Source organism: Nocardia tengchongensis, from assembly GCF_054781395.1.
On sequence record NZ_BAAGUM010000003.1, the window covers coordinates 352431 to 376972 of the forward strand.

General features: G+C 67.7%; 24 protein-coding genes and 1 pseudogene. 14 read left to right on the forward strand and 11 right to left on the reverse strand.

The genetic code is table 11. The annotated features are described in order from the left end of the window. The first annotated feature begins 1 nt into the window (after position 1). Both ACYVKL_RS04570 and ACYVKL_RS04575 read left to right on the forward strand, forming a co-directional pair. On the forward strand, positions 2-940 hold the full coding sequence (locus ACYVKL_RS04570; protein ID WP_357202577.1) for an amino acid ABC transporter permease: 939 nt from the start codon (positions 2-4) through the stop codon (positions 938-940). 90 nt (positions 941-1030) lie between these two features. Then, positions 1031-1783, forward strand: coding sequence for an amino acid ABC transporter ATP-binding protein (locus ACYVKL_RS04575; RefSeq protein WP_379171452.1), 753 nt, complete (start codon positions 1031-1033; stop codon positions 1781-1783). Between the two features lie 50 nt (positions 1784-1833). Here the strand turns inward: ACYVKL_RS04575 and ACYVKL_RS04580 are convergent, their stop codons facing one another. Together ACYVKL_RS04580 and ACYVKL_RS04585 are read right to left on the reverse strand one after the other, a co-directional pair. Then, positions 1834-2673, reverse strand: coding sequence for an alpha/beta fold hydrolase (locus tag ACYVKL_RS04580; protein WP_379170863.1), 840 nt, complete (start codon positions 2671-2673; stop codon positions 1834-1836). Then, on the reverse strand, positions 2670-3095 hold the full coding sequence (locus tag ACYVKL_RS04585; protein WP_379170861.1) for a helix-turn-helix domain-containing protein: 426 nt from the start codon (positions 3093-3095) through the stop codon (positions 2670-2672). The genes ACYVKL_RS04580 and ACYVKL_RS04585 overlap by 4 nt, the downstream gene beginning before the upstream one ends. Positions 3096-3230: 135 nt before the next feature. Here ACYVKL_RS04585 and ACYVKL_RS04590 point away from each other — a divergent pair, with 135 nt between their 5' ends. Then, a complete protein-coding gene (locus ACYVKL_RS04590) occupies positions 3231-3686 on the forward strand; it encodes a DUF4383 domain-containing protein (protein ID WP_379170859.1) in 456 nt (151 codons plus the stop codon). Here the strand turns inward: ACYVKL_RS04590 and ACYVKL_RS04595 are convergent. Next, on the reverse strand, positions 3644-4585 hold the full coding sequence (locus tag ACYVKL_RS04595) for a LysR family transcriptional regulator (protein WP_379170857.1): 942 nt from the start codon (positions 4583-4585) through the stop codon (positions 3644-3646). The two genes, ACYVKL_RS04590 and ACYVKL_RS04595, sit on opposite strands and share 43 nt — an antisense overlap. 70 nt (positions 4586-4655) lie before the next feature. Here ACYVKL_RS04595 and ACYVKL_RS04600 point away from each other — a divergent pair, with 70 nt between their 5' ends. The 3 genes from ACYVKL_RS04600 to ACYVKL_RS04610 all read left to right on the forward strand — a co-directional run bounded on the left by ACYVKL_RS04600 (position 4656) and on the right by ACYVKL_RS04610 (position 7128). After that, entirely contained in the window at positions 4656-6020 is a 1365-nt protein-coding gene (locus tag ACYVKL_RS04600; RefSeq protein ID WP_379170855.1) for an FAD-binding oxidoreductase, read from the forward strand. A 209-nt stretch (positions 6021-6229) separates the two neighbouring features. Beyond that, positions 6230-6964 (forward strand): SPFH domain-containing protein, encoded by a 735-nt coding sequence (locus tag ACYVKL_RS04605; protein WP_379171450.1) that lies wholly within the window; start codon positions 6230-6232, stop codon positions 6962-6964. Continuing rightward, positions 6964-7128, forward strand: a complete 165-nt coding sequence (locus ACYVKL_RS04610) for a type II toxin-antitoxin system antitoxin (RefSeq protein WP_169815404.1) — start codon at positions 6964-6966, stop codon at positions 7126-7128. The genes ACYVKL_RS04605 and ACYVKL_RS04610 overlap by 1 nt, the downstream gene beginning before the upstream one ends. Here ACYVKL_RS04610 and ACYVKL_RS04615 read toward each other — a convergent pair whose 3' ends face one another. Beyond that, entirely contained in the window at positions 7129-7308 is a 180-nt protein-coding gene (locus ACYVKL_RS04615) for a hypothetical protein (RefSeq protein ID WP_379170853.1), read from the reverse strand. A gap of 25 nt (positions 7309-7333) precedes the next feature. Beyond that, positions 7334-8203, reverse strand: coding sequence for a class I SAM-dependent methyltransferase (locus ACYVKL_RS04620; protein ID WP_379170851.1), 870 nt, complete (start codon positions 8201-8203; stop codon positions 7334-7336). 293 nt (positions 8204-8496) lie between these two features. Here ACYVKL_RS04620 and rpsA point away from each other — a divergent pair, with 293 nt between their 5' ends. Together rpsA and ACYVKL_RS04630 are read left to right on the forward strand one after the other, a co-directional pair. Further along, the gene (gene rpsA / locus ACYVKL_RS04625) at positions 8497-9963 is read left to right on the forward strand and encodes a 30S ribosomal protein S1 (protein ID WP_357202601.1); all 1467 of its coding nucleotides are present in this window, start codon (positions 8497-8499) and stop codon (positions 9961-9963) included. Between the two features lie 141 nt (positions 9964-10104). Further along, positions 10105-11631 (forward strand): phospholipase C, encoded by a 1527-nt coding sequence (locus ACYVKL_RS04630; protein ID WP_379170849.1) that lies wholly within the window; start codon positions 10105-10107, stop codon positions 11629-11631. A 176-nt stretch (positions 11632-11807) separates the two neighbouring features. Here the strand turns inward: ACYVKL_RS04630 and ACYVKL_RS04635 are convergent, their stop codons facing one another. Further along, positions 11808-12026 (reverse strand): hypothetical protein, encoded by a 219-nt coding sequence (locus ACYVKL_RS04635; RefSeq protein WP_379170848.1) that lies wholly within the window; start codon positions 12024-12026, stop codon positions 11808-11810. A 271-nt stretch (positions 12027-12297) separates the two neighbouring features. On the opposite strand from ACYVKL_RS04635, the pseudogene coaE reads away from it, so the two are divergent. Continuing rightward, positions 12298-13242: pseudogene (coaE, locus tag ACYVKL_RS04640) on the forward strand (dephospho-CoA kinase); the annotation flags it as partial. A gap of 78 nt (positions 13243-13320) precedes the next feature. Here the strand turns inward: coaE and ACYVKL_RS04645 are convergent. After that, complete coding sequence (locus ACYVKL_RS04645) at positions 13321-13845, reverse strand: ribonuclease FAU-1 family protein (protein WP_213560596.1); 525 nt, start codon at positions 13843-13845, stop codon at positions 13321-13323. A 212-nt stretch (positions 13846-14057) separates the two neighbouring features. Between ACYVKL_RS04645 and ACYVKL_RS04650 the strand changes: the two genes are divergently transcribed. Then, entirely contained in the window at positions 14058-14522 is a 465-nt protein-coding gene (locus tag ACYVKL_RS04650; protein WP_213560597.1) for a hypothetical protein, read from the forward strand. Positions 14523-14590: 68 nt separating this feature from the next. Here ACYVKL_RS04650 and ACYVKL_RS04655 read toward each other — a convergent pair whose 3' ends face one another. Next, on the reverse strand, positions 14591-15175 hold the full coding sequence (locus tag ACYVKL_RS04655; RefSeq protein WP_357202611.1) for a DUF402 domain-containing protein: 585 nt from the start codon (positions 15173-15175) through the stop codon (positions 14591-14593). Between the two features lie 386 nt (positions 15176-15561). Between ACYVKL_RS04655 and uvrB the strand changes: the two genes are divergently transcribed. Then, complete coding sequence (uvrB, locus tag ACYVKL_RS04660) at positions 15562-17727, forward strand: excinuclease ABC subunit UvrB (protein WP_379170844.1); 2166 nt, start codon at positions 15562-15564, stop codon at positions 17725-17727. A 146-nt stretch (positions 17728-17873) separates the two neighbouring features. Here the strand turns inward: uvrB and ACYVKL_RS04665 are convergent, their stop codons facing one another. Continuing rightward, complete coding sequence (locus ACYVKL_RS04665) at positions 17874-18356, reverse strand: VOC family protein (protein WP_213560600.1); 483 nt, start codon at positions 18354-18356, stop codon at positions 17874-17876. Positions 18357-18412: 56 nt separating this feature from the next. On the opposite strand from ACYVKL_RS04665, the gene ACYVKL_RS04670 reads away from it, so the two are divergent. The 3 genes from ACYVKL_RS04670 (at position 18413) to ACYVKL_RS04680 (ending at position 20586) form a co-directional block, all read left to right on the forward strand. Next, the gene (locus tag ACYVKL_RS04670) at positions 18413-19276 is read left to right on the forward strand and encodes a DUF6597 domain-containing transcriptional factor (RefSeq protein WP_379170842.1); all 864 of its coding nucleotides are present in this window, start codon (positions 18413-18415) and stop codon (positions 19274-19276) included. 89 nt (positions 19277-19365) lie between these two features. Beyond that, on the forward strand, positions 19366-19785 hold the full coding sequence (locus tag ACYVKL_RS04675) for a DoxX family protein (protein ID WP_379170840.1): 420 nt from the start codon (positions 19366-19368) through the stop codon (positions 19783-19785). Positions 19786-20133: 348 nt separating this feature from the next. Further along, a complete protein-coding gene (locus ACYVKL_RS04680) occupies positions 20134-20586 on the forward strand; it encodes a universal stress protein (RefSeq protein WP_213560603.1) in 453 nt (150 codons plus the stop codon). Positions 20587-20675: 89 nt separating this feature from the next. Here ACYVKL_RS04680 and ACYVKL_RS04685 read toward each other — a convergent pair whose 3' ends face one another. Next, positions 20676-22985, reverse strand: a complete 2310-nt coding sequence (locus tag ACYVKL_RS04685) for a HelD family protein (RefSeq protein WP_379170837.1) — start codon at positions 22983-22985, stop codon at positions 20676-20678. Positions 22986-23122: 137 nt separating this feature from the next. Continuing rightward, the gene (locus tag ACYVKL_RS04690) at positions 23123-24466 is read right to left on the reverse strand and encodes a diguanylate cyclase domain-containing protein (protein WP_379170835.1); all 1344 of its coding nucleotides are present in this window, start codon (positions 24464-24466) and stop codon (positions 23123-23125) included. Positions 24467-24542: the final 76 nt, after the last annotated feature.

Genomic DNA, 24542 nt, shown 5'->3' on the forward strand with positions numbered 1-24542 from the left:
TATGTCGCAGGACAAGAACCACCTCTCGATGCCGGTCGAGAGCGCCGAGCCCGAGCCGATCAAGGCGATTCCGCTGCGACGGCCGGGCCGGTGGATTGCCGCCGCGATCATCCTGATCGCCCTGGCCCTGTTCGTGTGGGGCGCCAAGACGAACGACGCCTACCACTGGAACACCTACTTCAAGTATCTCGGTGACAAGCGAATCGCCCAGGGCGCGTTGGTGACTCTGGAACTGACCGTGCTGGCCATGCTGATCGGCGTGGTGCTGGGCGTGCTGCTGGCGGTCATGCGCCTGTCGCCGAATCCGGTGCTGCGGTCGGTGGCGTGGGCGTACTTGTGGATCTTCCGCGGGACGCCGGTCTATGTGCAGCTGGTGTTCTGGGGCCTGTTCCCGTCGCTGTACAAGACCATCACCGTGGGTGTGCCGTTCGGGCCGTCGTTCGCGAGCTTCGATGTGCAGCACTGGTCGGCGCCGTTCTTCTTCGCCATGATCGGCCTGGGTCTCAACGAGGCCGCCTACATGGCCGAAATCGTGCGCGCCGGAATCAATTCCGTGGGCGAGGGGCAGCGCGAGGCGTCGGTGGCGCTGGGCATGTCGTGGTCGCAGACCATGACCCGCACGGTGCTGCCGCAGGCCATGCGGGTGATCATCCCGCCGACCGGCAACGAGCTCATCTCCATGCTGAAGACGACCTCGCTGGTGACGGCCATCCCGCTCACCACCGACCTCTACGGCCGGGCCCGCGACATCTACAGCGTGAACTTTCAGCCCATCCCGCTGCTGCTGGTCGCCGCCACCTGGTATCTGGCCGTCACCAGCGTGCTCATGATCGGCCAGTACTACCTGGAGCGGTACTACTCCCGGGGTTCGTCGCGGCAGCTGACCGCGAAACAGTTGCGCGCCTTGGCCCAGGCGCAGGTCGCCGGCGGAACGGGATAGGTGAACGCTGATATGTCCGACGACTCGATGTCGTTCTCGAAGGATGCCGCGCCGCTGATCGAGGACGCGCTGCCGGCCTCGGCGGTGCCCATGGTGCGCGCCGAGCGCGTGTGCAAGAACTTCGGCGCGCTCAATGTGCTCAAAGGCATCACCCTCGAGGTCAAGCGCGGCGAGGTGTTGTGCCTGATCGGCCCGTCCGGATCGGGCAAGTCCACCTTCCTGCGCTGCATCAACCATCTCGAGCGGGTCAATGCCGGGCGCCTCTACGTGGACGGCGACCTGGTCGGCTACCGGGAGAAGAACGGCAAGCTCTACGAGCTGCACCCGCGCGACGCCGCCAAGCAGCGCCGCGATATCGGCATGGTGTTCCAGCACTTCAATCTGTTCCCGCACCGCACCGCGCTGGAGAACATCATCGAAGCGCCGACCCAGGTCAAGAAGCTCAAGCGCGCTGACGCGGTGGCCCGGGCCCGGGAGCTGCTGGCCCGAGTCGGCCTGGCGGACAAGGCCGATGCCTATCCCGCTCAGCTCTCGGGCGGTCAGCAGCAGCGCGTGGCCATCGCCCGCGCGCTGGCCATGGACCCCAAGCTGATGCTCTTCGACGAGCCCACCTCGGCGCTCGACCCGGAGCTGGTCGGCGAAGTCCTCGGCGTCATGCGCGAACTGGCGGCCTCGGGCATGACCATGGTCGTGGTCACCCACGAAATGGGTTTCGCCCGTGAGGTCGCCGATCAGCTGGTCTTCATGGACGGCGGCGTGGTCGTGGAGGCGGGCAATCCCCGTGAGCTGCTGGCCAATCCGCAGCACGACCGCACCAAGGCGTTCCTCTCGCGCATTCTCTAGCCGCACGACACGATCGGGGAGCTCCCACCGCCGGGAGCTCCCCGATCGTGTCATTTCCGGAGGAACTCCAGGATCGGTGCGGTCTGGCCGAGGATGGCGTGGCCGACTCCGGGCAGCACCTGGGTGGTCGCGTCCGGCATGGAATCGCCGGCACGGCGGGCGGTGTCGGCGGATTTGAACATGACGTCGTCCGCGCCGACGATCACCAGGACCGGCATCGTCACGGTGCTCAGCTGGGCGTCGGTGAAGACGGGCAGCTTGCCGGTGCGCGGATTGAAGTGGGTGAACGTCAAGGCCACGTCATCGAGGATCTCGGCGTGGTCGGTGAGGTTCAGGCCGGTGACGATGGCCGCCGAGCGGCGCAGGTCGTGGTTGCTGAACAGGTGGTCGAGCAGGTTCTTGAAGATCCAGCCGAATTTCTGCTTGCCGATCCCGCCGGGGCACAGCAGGGCGAGCTTGGTGACCTTGTCCGGGCGGCGGACCGCGTAGTCCAGGGCGGTCCAGCCGCCCAGCGACATGCCGACGAAGCTCGCCGCCGGGAGATCGAGTCCGGCCAGGACATCGTCGAGCCACAGTGCGACGGCCTCGGTCCCCAGCTCCGGCCGGGCTTCGGCGCTGCCGCCGGGCTCGCCGACCATGTCGACCGCGTACACGCGGAAATCCGTTGCCCAGGAAGCGATGTCGCCGAGCCAGGTGGACGAGTTGGATCCCGAACCGTGCAACAGGATGACCGGCGGTGCGTCCTTCGGACCGGAGGCGAGCACGAAGGTGTCGCCCTCGCGGGTCGGCACGTGCAGCTGTTCGACCGCGACCGGCCAGCGGCGCAGCAGTTCCTGGTAGCGGGCCGCGATGGCGGCGCGTCCGGCCTCGGACTTGTAGATCGCGCTCACGACGCGAGAACTCCTTCCATGTATTCGAGCAGCCGGGCGGTGTCGCCCAGGCCGCCCACGAGAATGACCTTCAGGCGGGCGCGTTCCCGGTCGTAGAAGGTCTGCACCCGCAGCGGCTGCCCCTCCTCGGTCCGGGTGCCCGCCGCCGCGGTCAGCAGCGTGCCGACCCGGTCGGCGATCGCCGGATCGGCGGCGTCGACCTCGATGATGCTGGAGACCTCCGAATACCGTTGCCGGGCAACCGATCCGCCCTCGGGGGCGGGCAGGCCGGTGAAAGCTTCCAGATCGGCCCGGGTGATGCGGTACTGCTTGCCGATGCGGGTGGCCGGCAGCTTCCCGTCCCGCACATACCCGCGGACGGTACGCACGTGCAGGCCGAGCCGTTCGGCGACTTCTTCGACGGAGTAGAGACGATCGGTCACGAAAACTACCGTAACCTTCCCTATGTGGGGTTGCAATAGGGAAGGTTAGGTAAATTGTGTGAGCACTTACGGGGAGCTGTCTAGTCAACTACAGTTTGTAGTAGATATTCGGTCGCACCGTTGGGAGGCGGCGACATGAAGATGACAGCGGCAGCAGAGCGTCCGATCGCGCGGACGCGATGGAGTTTCCTGCAATGGGCGGTGCTGGTGGTCGGGGTCGTGCACATCGTCTGGGCGATCGCGGGCTGGATCGCCGAACCCAGCTTCGCGATGGGTGAACACGCGCCGGCCACACCGGTTCTCGGCATGGACTACAACGGCTGGCACGGCCTGGCGGGCCTGCTGCTGTTCACGCCCGCGCTCTTCGCGGCCCTGCGCAAGCGCTGGGCCGCCTGGTACTGCGTGATCGCTGCTGTCGGAGGCGGATTCGTGGTCGGCGTCTGGGCGTTCTTCGCGCACAACGTCTTGATGTTCAGCTTCCCGCATCACCGCAGCGACGCCGTCGAACACATCGTGACCGGCGTCGTGCTGCTGGCGCTGGTCGGCGTTCAGGCCGTCCGCGACCGCGGTCTGCGAGCCGTGTTCGCCTGACTCGGGCGCTTCCAGCTCGCGAGGGCGATGCGGAGTTGGCCGAGCAGGACTTTCGCGGCCGGGCTCGTCGGGCGCTCGGCGCTCCACGCCAGGACCAGGCGGCCGCGCATTTCCGGGTCGATCTCGAGGGTGCGGATGCCGAGCCTGGCCGCCTCCTCCGGCGGGATCCGCGGAATGACGGCCACGCCCAAGTCGTGTGCGGCCAGCCGGATCAGGAACGACGGAGCGGCGGCCTCGAAAGCCACCTCGGGGGTCAGTCCCGCTGCGGCGCACGAGGTTTCGAGTAGTCCGCGCAGTCCGGTGCCGCGCGGCAGACAGACCAGCGGGTGAGTGCACAACTCCGCCAGGGTGATTCGATCGCCGAAGCCCTCGGCGCCGGTCGCGACGGCGGCGACGATCGGGCTGTCGTAGACGGTCTCGGAGTGGACGTCGGCGTCCAGATCGCCGGAGATGCTGAGCAGGCCGATATCCAGGTCGCCGCGGCGCAGGGCGGCGTACATGGTCTCGGAATCGTCCTCGGTGAGGGAGATGCCGATCTGCGGGTGATCGCGATGGAAGTCGGCCAGCACCCGGGCCAGGTCGATCTCCTCACCGGCCGCGCCGGAGATCATCCCGACCCGTACGTGCCCGCGCAGCAGTCCGGTGAATTCGTCGACCGTGTGGGTGATGCGCTCGACCTGCTCCAGGGCCGCCCGGGCGATCGGCAACACCGCCGCACCGACCGGGGTGAGGGTGACCGAGCGACTCGAGCGGTCCAGAAGCGGTTGCCCCAGTTCGCGTTCCAGCTGCTTGATCTGCGCGCTCAGGCCGGGCTGGGCCAGGTGCAGACGCGCGGCGGCCCGGGTGAAGTTGGCCTCGTCGGCGACCGTGACGAAGTACCGCAGCTGACGCAGTTCCATAACTGATGATTATAGCTACGAGAAAATCTATCTGTTGGAGTTCTTGTTCGGGCGCGCGCAGAGTGAAGTCATGACGAAGACAGCGATCACCGAACTGCCCGCCACCACCGGCCCGGTCTTCCAGCCCGGCGACACCGGCTACGACGCCGAGATCGCCGGATTCCAGACCGCCTACACCCACCGGCCCGCCGTGATCGTCGCCGCGGCCCACGCCGAGGACGTCCGTGCCGCGGTGGAATACGCGGCGCGCCACGGCCTTCCGATCGCGGTGCAGGCCACCGGCCACGGCCTCTCGGTCGCCACCGACGGCGGGGTGCTCATCACCACCCGGAGGCTGACCGACATCCGCGTCGACGCGCAGGCGCGCACCGCTCGCATCGGAGCGGGTGTGCAGGCCGGAGCGCTGATCGAAGCGGCCGCCGCGCACGGCCTCGCGCCCTTGAACGGCTCCTCGCTGTCGGTCGGCGTGGTCGGGTACATCCTCGGCGGCGGCGTCGGCATCCTGGCCCGCGAATACGGTTACGCCGCAGAACATGTGCGGTCCATCGAGATCGTCACCGCCGACGGCCGGCTGCGGACTCTCACTCCGGGTGACGAGCTGTTCGGCGCGGTGCTGGGCACCGGCGGCAACTTCGGCGTCGTCACCGCGCTGGAACTGGACCTGCTGCCCGTCGCCCAGGTGTACGGCGGCCAGTTGCAGTTCGACACCGCGCTGGTGGCCCCCGCGCTGGAGGCGTGGCGGCTGTGGACCCACGACGTGCCCGAGACCGTCACCTCGGCCATCACCATGCTGACCTTCCCCGATATCCCGCAGCTGCCCGAGCATCTGCGGGGCCGGTACGTGGCGACCATCAACATCGCCTTCACCGGCAGCGCGGAGGAAGGCGAGCGCCTGGTCGCGCCACTGCGGGCGGTCGGGGCGCGCATGACCGACGACCTGCGGATGATGCCCTACACCGAAAGCCATGCCATCTACCGGGATCCGGACCACCCGCACGCCTACACCGCCACCAACGCATTGCTCGCCGAACTGCCCGCCGACGCCACCGACGCCTTCCTGGAGGTGACCGGCCCGGACGCCGCGCTGCCGACGGTGGCCGGATTCCGGCACCTGGGCGGTGCGCTGAGCCGCCCGGGCCCGCACGGCATCTCGATGGACCACCGCGACGCGCAGTACATCGCGCGGGTACTGACCATGCCGCAGCCGGGCAATGCCGAACAGGTGCGCGATCAGCTGGAGCTGGTGCGAAAGACGTTGCAGCCCTGGACCGTCGGCCACAACCTCAACTTCCTCTACGGCAGCGGCGACCAGGCCGACGAGGCGCAGACCCGCGCCGGGTACAGCGCCGCCGGCTACGACCGGCTGGCCGCGCTGAAGGCGCAGTACGACCCGGCCAACCTGTTCCGCAACAACCGCAACATCCGGCCCCGCTGAATTCGCACTGTTCAACCGGGATGGCTCGCGCTATCGTTGTGATATCACTTCGATACTAGGAGAGTGTCATGGAGTTGCGTCGAGCGTTCCGGTTGAACGGCTTCCTCATGCTGGGGGTGTTCGTCCTGCTGGTCATCGGAATCGTGGTGGAGTCGCACGCGCTGAGCACCGGCGCGGACGGGGCCGCGCGGACGGTCATCGGCGTCGCGATGGCGGTCACCATCCTGGCGGCGGTGCTGGCGGCCAGCGGATTCATCACGGTGAATCCCAACCAGGCCAAGGTGATCCAGTTCTTCGGCCGCTACATCGGATCGGTCGACGAGGCCGGATTCCACTGGGTGACCCCGCTGTCCAGCCGGCGCGGGATCTCGCTGCGGATCCGCAACTTCGAGACCCAGAAGCTGAAGGTCAACGACCTCGACGGCAACCCGGTCGAGATCGCCGCCGTCGTCGTCTACCGGGTGGTCGACAGCTACAAGGCCGCCTTCGCGGTCGACGACTACGAGGACTTCGTGCGCACCCAGTCCGAGACCGCGGTCCGGCACCTGGCCACCACCCACCCCTACCAGACCGATGACTCGAACACCTCCAGCCTGCGCGACGGCGCCGAGGTCGCCGGGGAACTCACCACCGAACTGCGCGCCCGCACCGAACTGGCCGGCATCGAGATCATCGAGGCCCGCATCACCCACCTCGCCTACGCGCCGGAGATCGCCCAGGCCATGCTGGTCCGCCAGCAGGCCGCCCAGGTGGTCGCCGCCCGCAGCCGCATCGTCGAAGGCGCGGTCGGTATGGTCGGCATGGCCCTGGACCGACTCGCGGAACAGGGCGTGGTCGATCTGGATGAGGAGCGCAAGGCGGCAATGGTGTCCAACCTGCTGGTCGTGCTGTGCGGAGACCGCTCCGCCGCACCCGTGGTCAACGCCGGCACCCTCTACGCCTGATGTCCGCCGCCAAGCGTGAGCCGAAACGCGTCCTGCTGCGCCTGGATCCGGCCGTCCACGACGCCATCGCCAAATGGGCGGCCGACGACCTGCGCAGCATCAACGCCCAGATCGAATACGCGCTCCGGCTGGCGTTGAAACAGGTTGGGCGCGAACCGAAGTAATCACGACACCAGGTCGGCGTTGTCGATCAGGAAGCCCCCGCCGAGCCGGACCAGCTGCGCCCGCCGCAGCTCGGTTCCGGCTCGGCCGTCGTCGTAGCGCAGGGCCGGCCGATAGGTCACCGTCAACTGCCCCGCATCGGCCGAGCCCTCATGCGCGGCTTCACCGGCGCCGTGCGGCACTCGTATTACGGGCGGGCCGAACGGCTTACGGCTTCTCCGTGACGAAAATGGCTGTGCCGGGGAAGATCTCGCCGCGGAGCGGGCTCCACTGGCCCCATTCGCGGTCGAGCCATTCCGGCCAGTCGGGTTCGATGATGTCCACCAGGGTGAGGCCGGCGGCGACGATCTCGCGGACGCGGTCGCCGATGGTGCGGTGGTGTTCGACGTAGGTGGGTTCGCCGTCGGGGCCCACCTCCACGTACGGGGTGCGGTCGAAGTAGGGGATGGTGGCGCGCAGGCCGGCGGGGCCGGGGTCGTCGGGGAAGATCCAGCGCATGGGGTGGTTGACGGAGAAGACCCAGCGGCCGCCCGGGCGCAGTACGCGGTGGACTTCGCGCATCACCCGCGCGGAGTCGGCGACGAAGGGGACACCGCCGAACGCCGAGCAGGCCAGATCGAAGGACGCGTCGGCGAAGGGCAAATCCTCGGCGCCGGCCTGGACCAGGGGGACCCGCGGACCACCCGCGGCCATCGCGGCCAGACCGCGGTCCAGCATCGAGCGCGAGATGTCCAGCCCGACCGGGTGCGCACCGTGCGAAGCCAGCCAACGCGAGCACGGGGCCGAGCCGCAGCCGATCTCCAGGATCCGCTTTCCTTCTATATCGCCGAGCAGATGCCAGTCACCCTCGTGCAATCCCTCCGGGCACCACACGAACTCCCCGGCGGGGGAGTCGACGCCCAGGAAGTCGGCGTGCGTGTCGTGGTAGGCCGCCGCGTCGGCGTCCCACCATTTGCGGCTGGCGCGCGCACTGGATTGCGAATCGACCTTGGCGCGGGTCACTCCCACCGTGCCGAGCAGGGCGTTGGCCTCGGCGTGCCGGGCGTCGTCGGGGGTGGCAGAGTGATCTTCGGACATGAGCTCACCCTAGCGAGGGTTGCGATGGGACCCATGTTTGCTTGGTACAACACCCGTCGCGTACGCTGTTTTCCGCGAGTGTCTTCTGTACCCGGTTTCTCGAGACCGCGTAGAGCAGACAATCGTGCTGTGAGTCCGCAAGCTGTCTTTGGAAGTTACAGCAGGGCAGCGTTGTGCACCGTCGCAGCGCGTGCTGTGCATGACAACGTTAGTTCCAACGCCTGCTGTTCGCAGCAATACCGAAAGTCCACATGTCCACTACCGACCACAATCCGTCCGGAGCCTCCCAACACATGCCCACCACTGTCACCTCGCCGCAGGTTGCCGTCAACGACATCGGCACTGCCGAGGACTTCCTCGCCGCCATCGACAAGACCATCAAGTACTTCAACGACGGAGATATCGTCGAAGGCACGATCGTCAAGGTCGATCGCGATGAGGTCCTTCTCGACATCGGTTACAAGACCGAAGGCGTGATCCCGTCTCGCGAACTGTCCATCAAGCACGATGTCGACCCCAATGAGGTCGTTTCCGTGGGCGATGAGGTCGAGGCCCTCGTTCTCACCAAGGAGGACAAGGAAGGCCGCCTGATCCTGTCGAAGAAGCGCGCTCAGTACGAGCGGGCTTGGGGCACGATCGAGGAGCTCAAGGAGAAGGACGAGGCCGTCAAGGGCACCGTCATCGAGGTCGTCAAGGGCGGCCTGATCCTGGACATCGGTCTGCGCGGCTTCCTCCCGGCTTCGCTGGTCGAGATGCGTCGCGTCCGCGACCTCCAGCCGTACGTCGGCAAGGAGATCGAGGCCAAGATCATCGAGCTCGACAAGAACCGCAACAACGTGGTCCTGTCGCGTCGCGCCTGGCTCGAGCAGACCCAGTCCGAGGTCCGCAGCGAGTTCCTGCACCAGCTGCAGAAGGGCCAGGTCCGCAAGGGCGTCGTGTCCTCCATCGTCAACTTCGGTGCCTTCGTGGACCTGGGTGGCGTCGACGGCCTGGTGCACGTCTCCGAGCTGTCCTGGAAGCACATCGACCACCCGTCCGAGGTTGTCGAGGTCGGCAACGAGGTCACCGTCGAGGTTCTCGACGTCGATCTCGACCGCGAGCGTGTCTCCCTGTCGCTCAAGGCGACCCAGGAAGACCCGTGGCGTCAGTTCGCCCGCACCCACGCGATCGGCCAGATCGTCCCGGGTAAGGTCACCAAGCTGGTTCCGTTCGGTGCGTTCGTGCGCGTCGAAGAGGGCATCGAGGGCCTGGTGCACATCTCCGAGCTGGCCGAGCGCCACGTGGAGGTCCCGGACCAGGTCGTGGCCGTCGGCGACGACGCCATGGTCAAGGTCATCGACATCGACCTCGAGCGTCGCCGGATCTCGCTGTCGCTGAAGCAGGCGAACGAGGACTACACCGCCGAGTTCGACCCGTCGAAGTACGGCATGGCCGACAGCTACGACGACCAGGGCAACTACATCTTCCCCGAGGGCTTCGACTCCGAGACCAACGAATGGCTCGAAGGTTTCGAGAAGCAGCGTGAAGAGTGGGAGACCCGGTACGCCGAGGCCGAGCGTCGCCACAAGATGCACACCGCTCAGATGGAGAAGATGGCCGCCGACGCCGCCGCCGAGGCTGCCAACGGTGGACCGTCGAACTACTCCTCGGAGTCGGGCGCCCAGGCTGCCGCTTCGTCCTCCTCGGAGCCGGCCGGTGGCTCGCTCGCGAGCGATGCGCAGCTGGCCGCGCTGCGTGAGAAGCTGTCGGGCAACGCCTGATTCGCTGATCCGCGTTAAGCGATAACGAAGGTCCCCTGGTCAATTGACCAGGGGACCTTCGTTTTGCGTTAATGACCCGGTTACGTTCGACGGGTTCAATGCACTGTCACTGTCACTTCTAGCGGAAGGTACTACCGGAGCATGGGCGTGTTCGCCGGAGTCAACAGGCGGGATTTCCTGGCGAAAGCCATGGCAGCGGGCGGTGCGGGCGCACTCGCCTCGATCGCCGGCCCGATCATCGAAAAGGCTTACGCCGCAGACCCGGCCGGTATGGGCGGACTCGGCGACATCGAGCACATCGTGCTGCTCATGCAGGAGAACCGCTCCTTCGACCACTACTTCGGCACCATGTCGGGCGTGCGCGGCTTCGACGACCCGTCCCCGGCCTGGAACCAGTACGGCTACACCCCCGGCGTCGGCCCCACCCCGGACGGCTTCCTCAACCCGTTCCGCCTCGACACCACCCGTGGCGCGAGCCTCGACGGCGAATGCATCAACGACCCGGACCACAGCTGGGCGGCCATGCACAAGGCGTGGAACAACGGCCGCAACGACGGCTGGATGCCCATGTCGATCGCGTCGGTGGGCGCCGGAAACGGTCCCGCCGCAATGGGTTACTACACCCAGGCCGACATCCCCGTGCACTGGGACCTGGCCAATGCCTTCACCCTGCTCGACAACTACCACTGCTCGGTGCTCGGCCCGACCGACCCCAACCGCCTCTACTGGATGTCGGCCACCATCGATCCGGACGGCCGCAACGGCGGTCCGCTGCTCGAGACGCCGACCCTGATCCCGCAGAACGCCTACAGCTGGCGAACCATGCCGGAGAACCTCTCCGACGCCGGGGTCAGCTGGAAGATCTACAACAACCGGGACGTCGGTCCGCTGTCGTCGGTGATCCTGGACGGCATGATGGGCTGCTTCAAGCAGGCCGCGGACCCCAATTCCGAACTGGCCCGGCGCGGTAAGGCCCCGGCCTACCCGCAGGACTTCGCCGCCGACGTCGCCGCCAACCAGCTGCCGGCCGTGTCCTGGGTGATTCCGTCGCTGCTGAACTGCGAACACCCCGCGCTGCCACCGGCTTTCGGTGCGGTCGGCATCATGCAGGTGCTCGACATCCTCACCTCGAATCCGGCGGTGTGGGAGAAGACCGCGCTGATCATCAGTTACGACGAGAACGGCGGCTTCTTCGACCACGTCACCCCGCCGACCGCGCCCGCGGGCACGCCGGGGGAGTACATCACCGTGCCGGTCGACAAGAAGTTCGAGGGCATCACCGGTCCGATCGGGCTTGGCTACCGGGTGCCGGGCCTGGTCATCTCGCCCTACAGTCGCGGTGGCCTGGTCGCCTCGGAGACCTTCGACCACACCTCGCAGCTGCGGCTCATCGAGCGCCGCTTCGGGGTCGACGTGCCCAACCTGACGGCGTGGCGGCGCAGCGTGACCGGTGATATGACCTCGGCCTTCGACTTCGGGTCGGGCCCGGATGCCTCGAAACCGGTGTTCGCGCCGGCGGATCGAAAGGTCGATGACGCGATCGCGCAGTGCGGTCCGAACATCGCGCTGGGCACCGCGACCGTCGGCGCCCCGTATCCGGTGCCGCCGAACGAAATGCCGCGGCAGGATCCCGGCACCCGGCGGCGGCCCAGCGGCCTGATCGTGTAGCCGATCCGGCGGCACCGGGTCATCACCGGTGCCGCATCGGGAGACACGCGCACAACACAGTGGCTCGGTCCGGTTATGGACCGAGCCACTGTGCGTGTATGCGGCGAATCAGCAGGCGGCGCTGGATCTTCCGGCTTCGGAGACGGCCGGGGGCGCGGAGCCGGGTCGGTGCGGGGTCAGGCCGCGGTCGCGGGCACCCAGCGCGGGACGACGCCGGCCTCGGGTGACGGTTTTCGCCTGGCCGTCGCGCTGTGCCGGGCCGGGCTGAACAACGCGGTCAGCCAGGACCGTCCGTGCTCGGCGAGAGCGGCTGCGACAGCGGGGATCTCGATGCAATGCACCGTACCCGCCAGGCCCAGGCGGTGGCGACCCGTCTGGAGTTTCTTGGTGCCCACTGATATTCCTTCTCTTGCGTGTGAACCGGCCTAATATCGCCTGGGGCGAACGATAGCCGAACAAAAGTGTGCCTTACCGAATTTTGCGGGGCGTGTACCCCGGCGTGTCGGAATGTTGCCGACAAACGGTCGGGATTGGCCGGAAAAGTTGCGAAATGATCTCACCGGCATCACGGAACGGGCAAGGACTGTGCTTGCAGGTGAAAACCCCAGGCCGGCCTGGGTAACCCCGGCCGCTCACCGGAATCGGCATCGGTGCGAGACTGATCGAATGTTGCGAATCGGTCTCACCGGAGGCATGGGCGCGGGCAAGTCCACCGTGGCCCGCATTCTCACCGAGCGCGGTGCCGTGCTCGTCGACAGCGATGTCATCGCGCGCGAGGTGGTCGCCCCCGGCAGCGCGGGCCTGGCCGCGCTCGCCGCCGCGTTCGGCGACGACATCCTCGCCCCGGACGGCAGCCTCGATCGACCGGCCCTGGCGGCCAAGGCCTTCGCCTCCGACGAGGCCCGCGCCACCCTCAACGGCATCACCCACCCGCTGGTCGGCAAGCGCACCGCCGAACTCATCGCGGCCGCGCCCGCCGACGGCATTGTGGTGCAGGACATTCCGCTGCTGGTGGAGAACGGCCTCGCCCCGTTCATGAACCTGGTGGTCATCGTGGACGCCGCCGAGGAGACCCGGCTGCGCCGGCTGGTGGAGTTCCGCGGCATCGACGAGGCCGACGCCCGCGCCCGCATCGCCGCCCAGGCCACCGACGCCCAGCGGCACGCCACCGCCGACGTCCTGCTCGACAACAATGGCGCGAGCGGCCTGATCGACGCCGAGGTGCACCGGTTGTGGGACGAGCGCCTGATCCCGTTCGAACGCAATCTGCGCACCCGCACCCCCGCCGCCCGGCCGGAACTGCCCGTGGCAGAAGCGAATCCGGAGTGGTTCGCGCAGGCGCGGCGGGTGATCGCGCGGCTCGCCGTGGCGTGCGGCGCGGACGCGGCGAGCATCGACCACATCGGGCCGACCGCGGTGCCCGGCAAGCCGGCCGCCGACGTCCTCGACATCCGGATCACGGTCGCGGCCGGCGTCACCGCCGAGGCGCTCCGGGATCGCCTGGCGGACATCGGTTTTCCGCCGGTCGCCGCCGACGACCCGATCGCCGCGGAGGTGCGGCTCGGGGCGGGGGAGCGGTTGCACGCCAACACCGATCCGGGGCGTGCGGTCAATCTGATCGTCGGCGACTGAATCGACGAGTCGGGGCCGTCCACACCACTCGGTGTGGACGGCCCCGCATGCGTCGGTCTACATCCAGGTCAGGGTGATGCCCTGGGCGGCCAGCCAGGCTTCGAAACTGTGGCCGTGCGCGGCGATTCCGTCGATCGTCGCGGTGGCCGACTCGATGGCCTGCTGGGCCTCGGTCAGGGTGAGATAGTCGGCGGCATGGGCGGCGAGCAGCTCGTCCACATCGAGCAGCTCCACCTCGCGGCCCTGGCGCACCACCAGGTCGAGGTAGTGGTCGACCGACTTCCACCGCTTGGGTCCGACCTGCGCGAATTCGCCGATGTCGATGTAGTAGTCCTGGTCGCGCAGGTGCGCGGGGGTGAAGTGGAAGACGGTGGCGCGCAGCGACACGCTGGGCAGCAGCCAGGATTCGATGTAGTGGAATTCGGGATGGTCGGAGGTGCGGGCCATGTACAGCCCCCACGGCTCCACCTGATATCGCTCGACCTGCCGCACGAAACCCTTGGGATCGATATTGGTGAGCTCGTCGATATTGAAGTACTCCACCTTGGGTCGGTGTAGATCCACCGCGGGCGCGCGAGTCATGCCATTCAGCATCGCGTGTCCGGCGGCGGTCGTCCAGGGGAGCGATCGTGGCGTCGCTCGCAGATTGCTGGAATCGGGGGCCGAGCGGGGCGAATATTCCGAAAACACTATCTGAAGCGTGCATGTTTCGCTATTGTTCGGTTGCGCTGTATCGTCGCGCACGACGACCCGCCGGACGTGGGCGGGCGACTCAACCGTAAGGGAATACCTGCATGAGCGAACAGAAAACCCGTGCCCGCCGGCTCGGCATGGGCGTCACGACCTTCGGCGCGGTGGCCGGGACCATCATCCTGGCCGCGCCTCAGGCCGGCGCGTGGCCGACCGGCCTGGAAGTTTCCGGCACCAGCCACAATGTCGGCTGCTCCTACACGCTGACCGCGAGCATCGACGTCGACCGCCTGCTGTCGGTGGCCTTCCGGGACAACGGGTCCGAGCTCCCCGGCAGCCCCGTGACCCCGTCGCTGCTGAGCGGCAAGGTCACCATCAACTGGACGCCGAGCACCGCGGGCAAGCACACGCTGACCGTGACCCAGACCCTGATCTCGAAGTCGATCGACGTCGATGTGGCGCCGGCCAACCCGCTGACCAGCACCGGCAGCGTCGGCTGCGGTCTGAGCGGCGGCTCGAGCAACCTGATCCCGAGCCTGTCGGGCCTGCTGCCGAGCATCTCCGGCTAGTCGGAGGGCGGAGATCCCCGCATCGCAGACGCCCGGTCCGGGCTCATCCGGACCGGGCGTTGTCGCGTTCAGAGCCAGGTGAGGGTGATGCCCTGCCCGGCCAGCCAGCGGTCGACGTCGTGACTGCAGGCCGCCAGGCCGTCCACCACGGCCGCGGCCCGCTCGATGGCCTGATGGGTGCGCGCGGTGTCGAACTGTCCCGCGGCGTGCGCGGTCAGCAGGTCGTCGATGCCGAGCAGCTCGGGCGCGCGGCCGGGGCGGGCCACCACGTGCAGGTAGTGACTCTCGGCCCGCCACTTCTTGTTCTCGCACGGGCCGTAGTCGCCGATGTCGAGGTAGTGGGTCTGCGTCCGATCGTGGCCCGGGCGCAGGTGATAGACCGTGGCGCGCAGTGACAACTCGGGCAGCAGCCAGGACTCGACGTAGTGGTAGCGCGGATTGTCCACTGTCCGTTCGATATACAGACCGAACGGTTCGGTGTGTATGCGCTCCACGGGATGCAGAAACCCGCGATAATCGGTCCACGACAGATCCGCGAGATTGAAGTATTCGAGCCTGGGGCGATGCGGGGACACCACGGGAGTGTCATCGGTCGTCCGGTGCGGGCGCGCGCCATTGGTGGAATTCCGCTGTGGCGTAAACAAACCGGTCATCGCCCTGCCTCTTTTCGAATCGTGCGACCAGCGAGCTCAGAGTACACCTGGAAGCCGGGATTCAAACCGCCGCGAACGGACTGAGATCTACGCGACATCGCGACGCCCCCGGTAACGTGAAACCCATTGGGGTAACGGTCAATTCGGACATTTACCGACGGTTTACGAAGTCGTGTGCGGGCCATGAGGAATGGTCTCATGTGCGGCCCGAGGCGACGACTGATTTCGTGAGGCGAGGGTAACTCGCCGGGGACGTCCAAAATTGGTTCGGCACCCGGCCGCCGGCACGGGTTGGGAACGGTTGACGGCTCTCGGCCGGCCGCTGAAGGCGCGGAGAGGCGGCACAGCGACCGGAACTTGTCGGTGGGGCGTCCTAGGCTGGTGCCATGGCTTTCGCAACCGAGATCCCGGACGACCTGCCGCTGGCCCATTCCGAACATCGGCCCATCGGCGAGGTCGAGCGGACCGACAGCCAGTTCCAGGTGGTCAGCGAACACGTTCCCGCCGGTGACCAGCCGGCCGCCATCGAGGAGCTCGAGCGCCGGATCCGGGCGGGGGAGAAGGACGTGGTGCTGCTGGGCGCCACCGGCACCGGCAAGTCCGCCACCACGGCCTGGCTGATCGAGCGATTGCAGCGCCCGACCCTGGTCATGGCGCCGAACAAGACGCTGGCCGCGCAGCTGGCCAACGAGCTGCGCGAGATGCTGCCCAACAACGCGGTCGAGTACTTCGTCTCGTACTACGACTACTACCAGCCCGAGGCGTACATCGCCCAGACCGACACCTACATCGAGAAGGACAGCTCGATCAACGACGACGTGGAGCGGCTGCGCCACTCGGCGACCTCGAGCCTGCTCTCGCGCCGCGACGTGGTGGTGGTCGCGTCGGTGTCGTGCATCTACGGCCTCGGCACGCCGCAGTCCTATCTGGATCGGTCGGTGCAGCTGGAGGTGGGCACCGAGATCGATCGGGACCGGCTGCTGCGATTGCTGGTCGACGTGCAATACACCCGCAACGACATGTCGTTCACCCGCGGCAGTTTCCGGGTCCGCGGCGACACCGTCGAAATCATTCCCTCGTACGAGGAATTGGCGGTGCGCATCGAATTCTTCGGTGACGAGATCGAGGCGCTCTACTATCTGCATCCGCTGACCGGTGATGTGGTGCGGCAGGTGGATATGGTCCGCATTTTCCCGGCCACCCATTATGTGGCGGGTCCGGACCGGATGGAGCGCGCGGTGCGCGACATCGAAGCCGAACTCGAGACGCGGCTCGCGGATTTGGAGAAGCAGGGCAAATTGCTGGAGGCGCAACGGCTTCGGATGCGCACCCAATACGATCTGGAGATGATCAAGCAGGTCGGTTTCTGCTCGGGCATCGAGAATTATTCGCGGCATATCGACGGTCGTGCGGCCGGCACCGCCCCGGCCACCCTGCTGGATTACTTCCCCGAGGATTTCCTGCTCGTCATCGATGAATCGCATGTGACCGTCCCGCAGATCGGCGGCATGTACGAGGGCGACATGTCCCGCAAGCGGAACCTGGTCGAGTACGGCTTCCGGCTCCCGTCGGCGGTGGACAACCGGCCGCTCACCTGGGAGGAGTTCGCCGACCGGATCGGGCAGGCGGTGTACCTGTCGGCCACGCCCGGCCCGTACGAATTGGGCCGGACCGGAGGCGAATTCGTCGAGCAGGTCATTCGCCCGACGGGTCTGGTGGATCCGCACGTGGAGGTCAAGCCGACCAAGGGGCAGATCGACGATCTGGTGCACGAGATCCGGCTGCGTACCGAACGTGACGAACGCGTCCTGGTCACCACGCTGACCAAGAAGATGGCCGAGGATCTCACCGACTATCTGCTGGGACTCGGTGTGCGGGTGCGTTATCTGCACTCGGAGATCGATACCCTGCGCCGCGTCGAATTGCTGCGGCAGTTGCGGCTGGGTGAATACGACGTACTGGTCGGCATCAACTTGCTGCGTGAGGGTCTGGACCTGCCCGAGGTCTCGTTGGTCGCCATTCTGGACGCGGACAAGGAGGGCTTCCTGCGCTCCTCCACCAGCCTCATCCAGACCATCGGCCGCGCGGCCCGCAATGTGTCCGGTGAGGTCCACATGTACGCGGACAAGATCACCGACTCCATGCGCCACGCCATCGACGAGACCGAGCGCCGCCGCGCCAAGCAGGTCGCCTACAACGAAGAACGCGGCATCGACCCGAAACCCTTGCGCAAGAAGATCGCCGACATTCTCGACCAGGTGTACCGCGAGGCCGAGGAGACCGAGGTCGAGGTGGGCGGTTCGGGCCGCAATGTCAGCCGCGGCCGCCGCGCCCAGGGCGAGCCCGGCCGGGCGGTGAGCGCGGGCGTCTACGAGGGCCGCGACGTGAAGAACATGCCGCGCGCCGAACTCGCCGACCTGATCAAGGACATGACCGCGCAGATGATGAACGCGGCCCGCGAGCTCCAGTTCGAGCTGGCCGGCCGCCTCCGCGACGAGATCGCCGACCTCAAGAAGGAACTACGCGGCATGGACGCCGCCGGACTGTCGTGAGACGTACGACCTTCGGCGTGGAATCGAATGTCGGCGCGACAACTGATTTCGGGGCGACCGGGGTAACTCGCCGGGTACGTCCACAATCGGTTCGGCACCAGACCGCCGGCACGGGTTGCCCGGTGCCGGCGGCTCTGAGCCGTCCGCTAAAGGCTCGGGGAGGCGGCGCTAGCCATCCATTCGTTTACGCGGCGCTCGGCCTCTTCGCGGGAGACGTCCTCGACGCGGGTCATCACGATCCAGCGGTGGCCGAAGGGGTCCATGACGCGGCCGTAGCGGTCGCCGGTGACGAAGGTCTGGGGTTCGGAGACGAAGCGGGCGCCGTTGTCGGTGGCCAGCTTCGAGACCGCGTCGACGTCGGGGCAGTAGTGCACCACGCTGGTGTGGACCCAGTCGTCGGCGGGGGCGCGCAGGCCCTCGTCGGGCATGGGCATGCCGACCTGGATGGTGGAGTCGCCGATCAGGAGTTCGGCGTGGGCGGCCTGGCCGTCGGGAAGATCGTTGCGGCTCAGCACTTTCGCGCCGAAGACCGCGGAGTAGAAGTCGATGGCGGCATTGGCGTCGGGGACGGCCAGGAAGCAGGTGATGGAGTGGTAGTCCTGCGGAATCGGATTCACTGTGTCGCTCATGGCAACTACCTTCCTCGGCGCGGCCGTGATGGTCTTGTAAGAAAGCGACAGGGGCGATGACCAGCGCTGACAATGCCGAAAACCGTTTCGCGCCACGGCCGGTGCCCCCACCGGAGACCGCGAAGGGCATCCTGCGGCCGCGCCAGCAGAACGCGGCCAACAACCATGCCCGGCTGCCCGCGGGCAAACGGGTCGCGCGCTACGTCGAGTGGTACTGGGCGGTCCGCTGGGACCGGCGGGGCGAGCCGCCCTTCCTCGCCGAGGTGCTGCCGTACCCCTGCGTGAACCTGACCTTCGAACGCACCCACGAACGCACGGGCGCCTTCGTCACCGGCGTGTGGACCACCAAGTACGTGCGCGAATTGGCCGGGGCGGGTGAGACGTTCGGGGTCAAGTTCCGGGCCGGCGGGTTCGGCGCGTTCACGGGACTGGACGTGGGCGCGCTGAGCGACACCTCGGTCCCCGCGGCCCAGATCTTCCCGGCCGCCGACGCGCTGGCCGAGGCGGTGCTCGCCACCGAGGACACCCTGCGCCGCCGCGAGCTGATCGAGGATTTCCTGGTGGCCGCCCAGGGCGCCGAGGGGGACCAGCGCGCCTACCGCCAGGTGCTGGCGATCATCGAGGCCATGGAACATGATCGCGACCTGACCCGGGTCGACCAGGTCACCGAGCGTTTCGACATCCCGGTCCGCACCCTGCAACGCTTGTTCCGCCGCTATGTCGGCGCGGGCCCGAAGTGGGTGCTGCGCCGCTATCGCCTGCAGGACGGCGCGCACCTGCTGGCCGAGGGCCGCACCTCGGACCTGGCCGCGCTGGCCCTCGAGCTCGGCTATTTCGATCAGGCGCACTTCTCCAACGAGTTCGCCAAGGAGATCGGAATGCCTCCGCTGGAGTACGCCCGGATCTCGCTACCATCGTGACAAACCGGCTGGTCCGGGAATAATCGCGAACCTGATGAGGTTGGTTGCCATGTCATCCATTGGCAGATCGATCATCGAAGGAGCGGGCCATGGACGTGCTGGTATTGATCGGACGAATCCTGTTCGCATTGCTGTTCCTGGGCTCTGGTTTCGGGCATCTGGCCCAACGCGAGGCGATGGCGCAGTACGCACAGTTCAAGGGGATTCCGATGCCCACGCTGGCGGTGCCGGCCTCGGGCGTGCTGCTGCTCGCCGGTGGGCTGAGCGTGCTTCTGGGCGTCTGGGCCGACCTGGGCGCGCTGCTGCTGATCCTGTTCCTGGTGCCGACCGCCTTCCTGATGCACGCCTTCTGGAAGGAGACCGACCCGGAGGCGAAACAGGCCGAGATGGTCAACTTCAACAAGGACATCGCCCTGGCGGGCGCGGCGCTCATGCTGTTCGCCTTCTTCGCCCACACCGGCCACGATCTCGGATTGACGCTCACCGGACCGCTTTTCAGCCTCTCGTAGGAAATCGGCAGCGATCGGCAATACGAGGTCACTGTTTCCGGGGTCGTTCGTTGTGATCGGACACAACGAACGACCCCGGGATTTTCGGGCTTGTGACCAATCTCCTAGGCGTGCAACGCTGTTGGCATTGTGTGTTCCCCGTCGCCACCGTCGGGGAATTCGCTGGTAGCCGGGGCCGTGTTCGGGGCGGGACGGGAAAGTCACACGCCCGGATCACGCCACGGAGTGTGATGTGTTGCGATATCGAATATTTCCGCCGGTTATGCCGCTATTGTCAGGCGAAGTTGCCGCGGTGAAAACCCCACTATCGAGGAATCCGCGGCCCCGACCCTTGTACTTGGAGGAGAAATGACCGCCTACCGGACGATCGTCGTCGGTACCGATGGCTCGGACTCGTCGTACGTCGCCGTCGAGCGGGCCGCGGCTCTGGCCGGCGACGAGGGCGCCACGCTGTACATCGCCTGCGCCTACTTCCCGACCGACGACCGCGATGTCGCCGCGGCCGCGGACGTGCTGAAGGACGAGGCCTACCAGGTGCGCGGCTCCGCGCCCACCAGTGAGATCCTGCGGGTCGCGCGGGACAAGGCCGTCGCCCTGGGCGCGGTGAACGTCGTGGAGAAGCCCGTGGTCGGCGAGCCGGTCGAGTCGCTGCTGGACCTGGTGAAGGACGTGGACGCCGACCTGCTGGTCGTCGGTAACCGCGGCCTCAACACCCTGGCCGGCCGCCTGCTCGGCTCGGTGCCCTCGGACGTGGCGCGCAAGTCGCGCTGCGACGTGCTGATCGTGCACACCGTGCGCTGATACCTGCTCAGCAGACGCAGAAGCGGCCGAGCCCGATTGGGCTCGGCCGCTTTCTCGTTCGCGGGGGGCGATCCGCTCGGCCGCGCGGGTCAGCGCAGCCGGTGCAGCACCTCGGGTAGGTCCTCGGAGTGCACCACGGCCAGTCGCTGGGTGGCGCGGGTCAGCGCCACGTACAGGTCGTTGAGTCCACGCGGCGATTCGTTCAGGATCCGATGCGGTTCGGCGAGGATGACAGCATCGAATTCCAGACCTTTGACGTCGTGGACGGTCAGCACCCGCACCGAATCATCGGTCAGGTGACCGAGTTCGGTGGCCAGGTCGTGCGGCACGATGACCGCCGTGGTGCCCGGCTGCTCGGCCTCGGCCACCAGCAGGCGCTTGATCTCGTCGGCCAGCATGGTGACCGCCACCCGGGTGGCGGTGGGCGCGAAGCCCGAGTCGCGGACCGAGCGCGGCGCGGGCGCGGCCGGGTCGATGGCGGCCAGCACGTCGCCGGCCACCGCCATGATCTCCGAGGGCGTGCGGTAGTTGACGGTCAGCTCGGTGAGCTTCCAGCGCTTGGCCACATACGGTTCCAGCACCTGCTGCCACGACGACGCCCCGGCCGGATCGCCGGTCTGGGCGACGTCGCCGACCGCGGTGATCCACCGATTCGGGATGCGGCGCATGACCATTCGCCAGGCCATGGCCGAAAGCTCCTGCGCCTCATCCACGATGACGTGACCGTAGGTCCAGGTGCGATCCCCGGCGGCGCGTTCGGCGGTGGTCTGCCGGGTCCGCACCTGCTGGCGTTCGGCCAGCTGCGAGGCGTCGATCAGGTCGTAGGCCATGAGCAGTTCGGGGTCGAGGTCGTCCTCGAGATCCTGTGGCGCGGAACCGGTCAGGATGTCGAGGGCGTCCTGGGCCTCGGCCAGCTGGGCGCGCCAGCGGCGGCGGGACCGCTCGCGTTCCTCGCTGTCGTCGATGCCGAGCAATTCGGCCAGCTCGTCGAGCAGCGGGGCGTCGGCGTCGCTGAACTCGCCGCTGTCGGAGCGACGCAGTTCGGCGCGGTCGGCGGCGCTGAGCTGTCCGGCGGCGTTGGCCAGGCGTCTCGGGTCGGCCCAGAGTCCGCCCAGCACCTCCTGCGGGCTGAGGATGGGCCACAGTCCGGCGATGGCGCGCTGGATCTCGGTGTCGGCCCGCATCTCGTCGCGGATCTCGGTGAGATCGGTCTGGCTCAACAGGTTTCGCCCGCCCAGCGGGTTGGAACCGATGGCGGCGGCCAGCTGATCGGTGAGCGCGTCGACCACGGCGGCGGCGAAGATGGGCCGGGCCAGGTTGTGCGGGCGGCGCGAGGAGCGGGCCCGGCCGCGGGCCTTGGTGACGATCTTGCGGTCCAGTTCCAGCTGGTGCCCGTCGAAGTAGAGCGGGATGGTCTCGCGCGGCACGTCCTGCCAGTCGCGCACCGCCTTCTTGAGCACCTCGAGCATCTCGAGGGAGCCCTTGAGCTCCCCGGCGCGCAGCGAATCCTCCAGTGTCGCCTGCACTCCCGGATACAGATTGCCCACCGTGGACAGCAGCACGCCGGTCTCACCGAGCGAGGGCAGCACCTGGCCGATGTAGTCGAGGAAGGTGGAGTTCGGGCCGATGATGAGCACGCCGGCCTTGTCCAGCTGCTGCCGGTAGGTGTACAGCAGGTACGCCGCGCGGTGCAGCGCCACCGCGGTCTTGCCGGTGCCGGGCCCGCCCTGCACCACGAGCACGCTCTTGTGCTCGGATCGGATGATGGCGTCCTGCTCGCTCTGAATGGTCTCGACGATGTCGTTCATGTGCCCGGTGCGGGCCGCGTTGAGCGCGGCCAGCAGCGCGCTCTCGCTGCCCACGCCGCCGTCGCCGCCGACCACGCCGGCGCGCACGGCGGCGTCGAGGTCCAGGTACTCGTCGTTGACCCCGGTCACCTTGCGGTTGCGGGAGCGGATGTGGCGGCGGCGGGTCACGCCGTCGGGCGCGGCGGTGGTGGCCAGGTAGAACGGGCGGGCCAGGGGAGCGCGCCAATCCAGCAGCAGCGTCTCGTAGTCGGCGCTCTCGTCGAGGATGCCGATTCGGCCGATGTAGCGGTTCTCACCGTCGCCGTTGGTGGTGGCGTCCCCGTTGGCGCCCGGCTGGCCCGCGGCGATGTCGATGCGGCCGAAGCACAGGCCGTGCTCGGCGGCGTCGTACTTGGACAGGTCCTCGGAGTAGAGCTGGGTGAACGATTCGCGCTCGCTGCGCGCCTGCGGGGTGCCGCCGGTCTCCAGCAGGACGGTGCGCAGCCGCCGCTGGGCGTAGGCGCGCATGCCGTCGAGCTGTTCGTAGAGCTTCGTGAGGTACTGCTGCTCGCGTTCCAGGTCCGGGGATGCCGCGTCAGCGGAATCGGGCACGGAACGCTCCTCGGTGTGGTCGGGCAATACGGGAACTCCTTGTTCACCACGTCAGCCGTTCGGGCACGGCACGCGAAGCATCGAGAACAGAGTTGTCGAGTCTAGTGCGCGTTGGTGGCCTGCGCCGTATCGGCAGGTTACGAGGCGTGCGTGCTGTCGGTGCGGCGAGTCAGCGGGCTGCTCTGGTGGTTGGGCGGCTTGGCCCGGTACATGGCCAGGTCGGCGTCGTGCAGTACGGACTCGGGGGTGCGGGTGTCGCCGGCGTGCAGGTGGGTGACGCCGACCGAGGCGTCGACCTGGATGCGGTGCCCGCGGGCGATGATCGGCTCGGAGGTGGTCTGGCGCAGCCGGGTGATGAGCGTGTCGAGGTCCTCGCCGAGGGTGTGCCCCGACAGCAGCACCAGGAATTCGTCTCCGCCGATGCGGCCCACGACGTCGTCGGCGCGCAGTCCGCGTTGCAGCCGCTGGGCCACGATCTGCAGCACGGTGTCGCCGATGGCGTGGCCGAGGGTGTCGTTGATGGCCTTGAAGCCGTCCAGGTCGATGAACAGCACGCTCGACACCGGCAGCGTCTCGGTGGTGCCCAGCGCCGCGGCCAGCCTCGAGAGCACCAGCGATCGATTGGCCAGCCCGGTGAGCGGGTCGTGGGTGGCCTGGTATTCCAATTGCCTTCGGCTGGCCCGGAATTCGGTGATGTCGTTGAACGAGGACACAGCCGGGGAGTTGGGGTCGTCGGGGTTGAGCAGGCGGCTGTTGGCCGAGAGCCAGCGGCGTTGTCCGTCGGGCCGGTCCAGCCCGAACACGAAGCGGGTCACGTCCTCGCCGGTGGCGAGGGTGCGGATCACCGGGTACCAGGTCGAGGGCATGGGCTGGGCGTTGGCGTCGAGCAGGCACAGCGGGAGGTCGTCGATGTGGGTGCCGATCAGGTCCTCGGCGTCGTAGCCGAAGATGCGGCGCGCGGCCGGGTTGGCCGATTCGATGCGCCCGTTGCGGTCGATCACCACCACGCCCTCCTCGAGCTGTGACACCACGGAGGTGAAGAAGTGCTCGGCGCGCTGCTGGGCGGCCTCGGCGCGGCGCTGCGAGGTGAGGTCGTGCACGACGACCTGATAGGCGAGGTGGTCGTGCCAGGCGGTGAGCACCGACACTGTTTCGACCTCCACGCTGTGCCCGTCGCAGCGCAGCAGGGTCATCTCGGTGGGGTCGGAGGCGGTGCCGGCGATGGTGAGCCGGCGGATACGCTCGAGCATGGGCGCCACGCACGGCGGTGCCACGAAATCGGTGACGGGTCTGCCGACCACGTCCTCGGGCTCGGCGGCGCCGAGCAGGCGCAGCAGTGCCGGATTCGCGTAGACGACCACGCCGCGTTCGTGGACCACGATGCCATCGGGGCTGTAGTCCACCAGGGACCGGTATCGCTGGGCCAGCTGTTCGGCATCGGCCGGAAGCCTCGCCCGATCGTTACCCACCACGTCATTCACCCCCTGATCGTCGTGACGAACACATCAATGGAGCACGGCATCGAACTGCGGAGTACTGCACCATTCTGTTATCTGA

Excerpts from the sequence above, each read along its gene's own strand:
- ACYVKL_RS04620 (WP_379170851.1), bottom strand. The coding sequence starts at position 8,203 with ATGTCCGAAGATCACTCTGCCACCCCCGACGACGCCCGGCACGCCGAG.
- ACYVKL_RS04670 (WP_379170842.1), top strand. The coding sequence starts at position 18,413 with ATGACCAGCGCTGACAATGCCGAAAACCGTTTCGCGCCACGGCCGGTG.
- ACYVKL_RS04595 (WP_379170857.1), bottom strand. The coding sequence starts at position 4,585 with ATGGAACTGCGTCAGCTGCGGTACTTCGTCACGGTCGCCGACGAGGCC.
- ACYVKL_RS04570 (WP_357202577.1), top strand. The coding sequence starts at position 2 with ATGTCGCAGGACAAGAACCACCTCTCGATGCCGGTCGAGAGCGCCGAG.
- ACYVKL_RS04605 (WP_379171450.1), top strand. The coding sequence starts at position 6,230 with ATGGCGGTCACCATCCTGGCGGCGGTGCTGGCGGCCAGCGGATTCATC.
- ACYVKL_RS04590 (WP_379170859.1), top strand. The coding sequence starts at position 3,231 with ATGAAGATGACAGCGGCAGCAGAGCGTCCGATCGCGCGGACGCGATGG.
- ACYVKL_RS04675 (WP_379170840.1), top strand. The coding sequence starts at position 19,366 with ATGGACGTGCTGGTATTGATCGGACGAATCCTGTTCGCATTGCTGTTC.
- ACYVKL_RS04680 (WP_213560603.1), top strand. The coding sequence starts at position 20,134 with ATGACCGCCTACCGGACGATCGTCGTCGGTACCGATGGCTCGGACTCG.
- ACYVKL_RS04610 (WP_169815404.1), top strand. The coding sequence starts at position 6,964 with ATGTCCGCCGCCAAGCGTGAGCCGAAACGCGTCCTGCTGCGCCTGGAT.
- ACYVKL_RS04630 (WP_379170849.1), top strand. The coding sequence starts at position 10,105 with ATGGGCGTGTTCGCCGGAGTCAACAGGCGGGATTTCCTGGCGAAAGCC.
- ACYVKL_RS04650 (WP_213560597.1), top strand. The coding sequence starts at position 14,058 with ATGAGCGAACAGAAAACCCGTGCCCGCCGGCTCGGCATGGGCGTCACG.
- uvrB (WP_379170844.1), top strand. The coding sequence starts at position 15,562 with ATGGCTTTCGCAACCGAGATCCCGGACGACCTGCCGCTGGCCCATTCC.
- rpsA (WP_357202601.1), top strand. The coding sequence starts at position 8,497 with ATGCCCACCACTGTCACCTCGCCGCAGGTTGCCGTCAACGACATCGGC.
- ACYVKL_RS04645 (WP_213560596.1), bottom strand. The coding sequence starts at position 13,845 with ATGACTCGCGCGCCCGCGGTGGATCTACACCGACCCAAGGTGGAGTAC.
- ACYVKL_RS04575 (WP_379171452.1), top strand. The coding sequence starts at position 1,031 with ATGGTGCGCGCCGAGCGCGTGTGCAAGAACTTCGGCGCGCTCAATGTG.
- ACYVKL_RS04600 (WP_379170855.1), top strand. The coding sequence starts at position 4,656 with ATGACGAAGACAGCGATCACCGAACTGCCCGCCACCACCGGCCCGGTC.
- ACYVKL_RS04665 (WP_213560600.1), bottom strand. The coding sequence starts at position 18,356 with ATGAGCGACACAGTGAATCCGATTCCGCAGGACTACCACTCCATCACC.
- ACYVKL_RS04655 (WP_357202611.1), bottom strand. The coding sequence starts at position 15,175 with ATGACCGGTTTGTTTACGCCACAGCGGAATTCCACCAATGGCGCGCGC.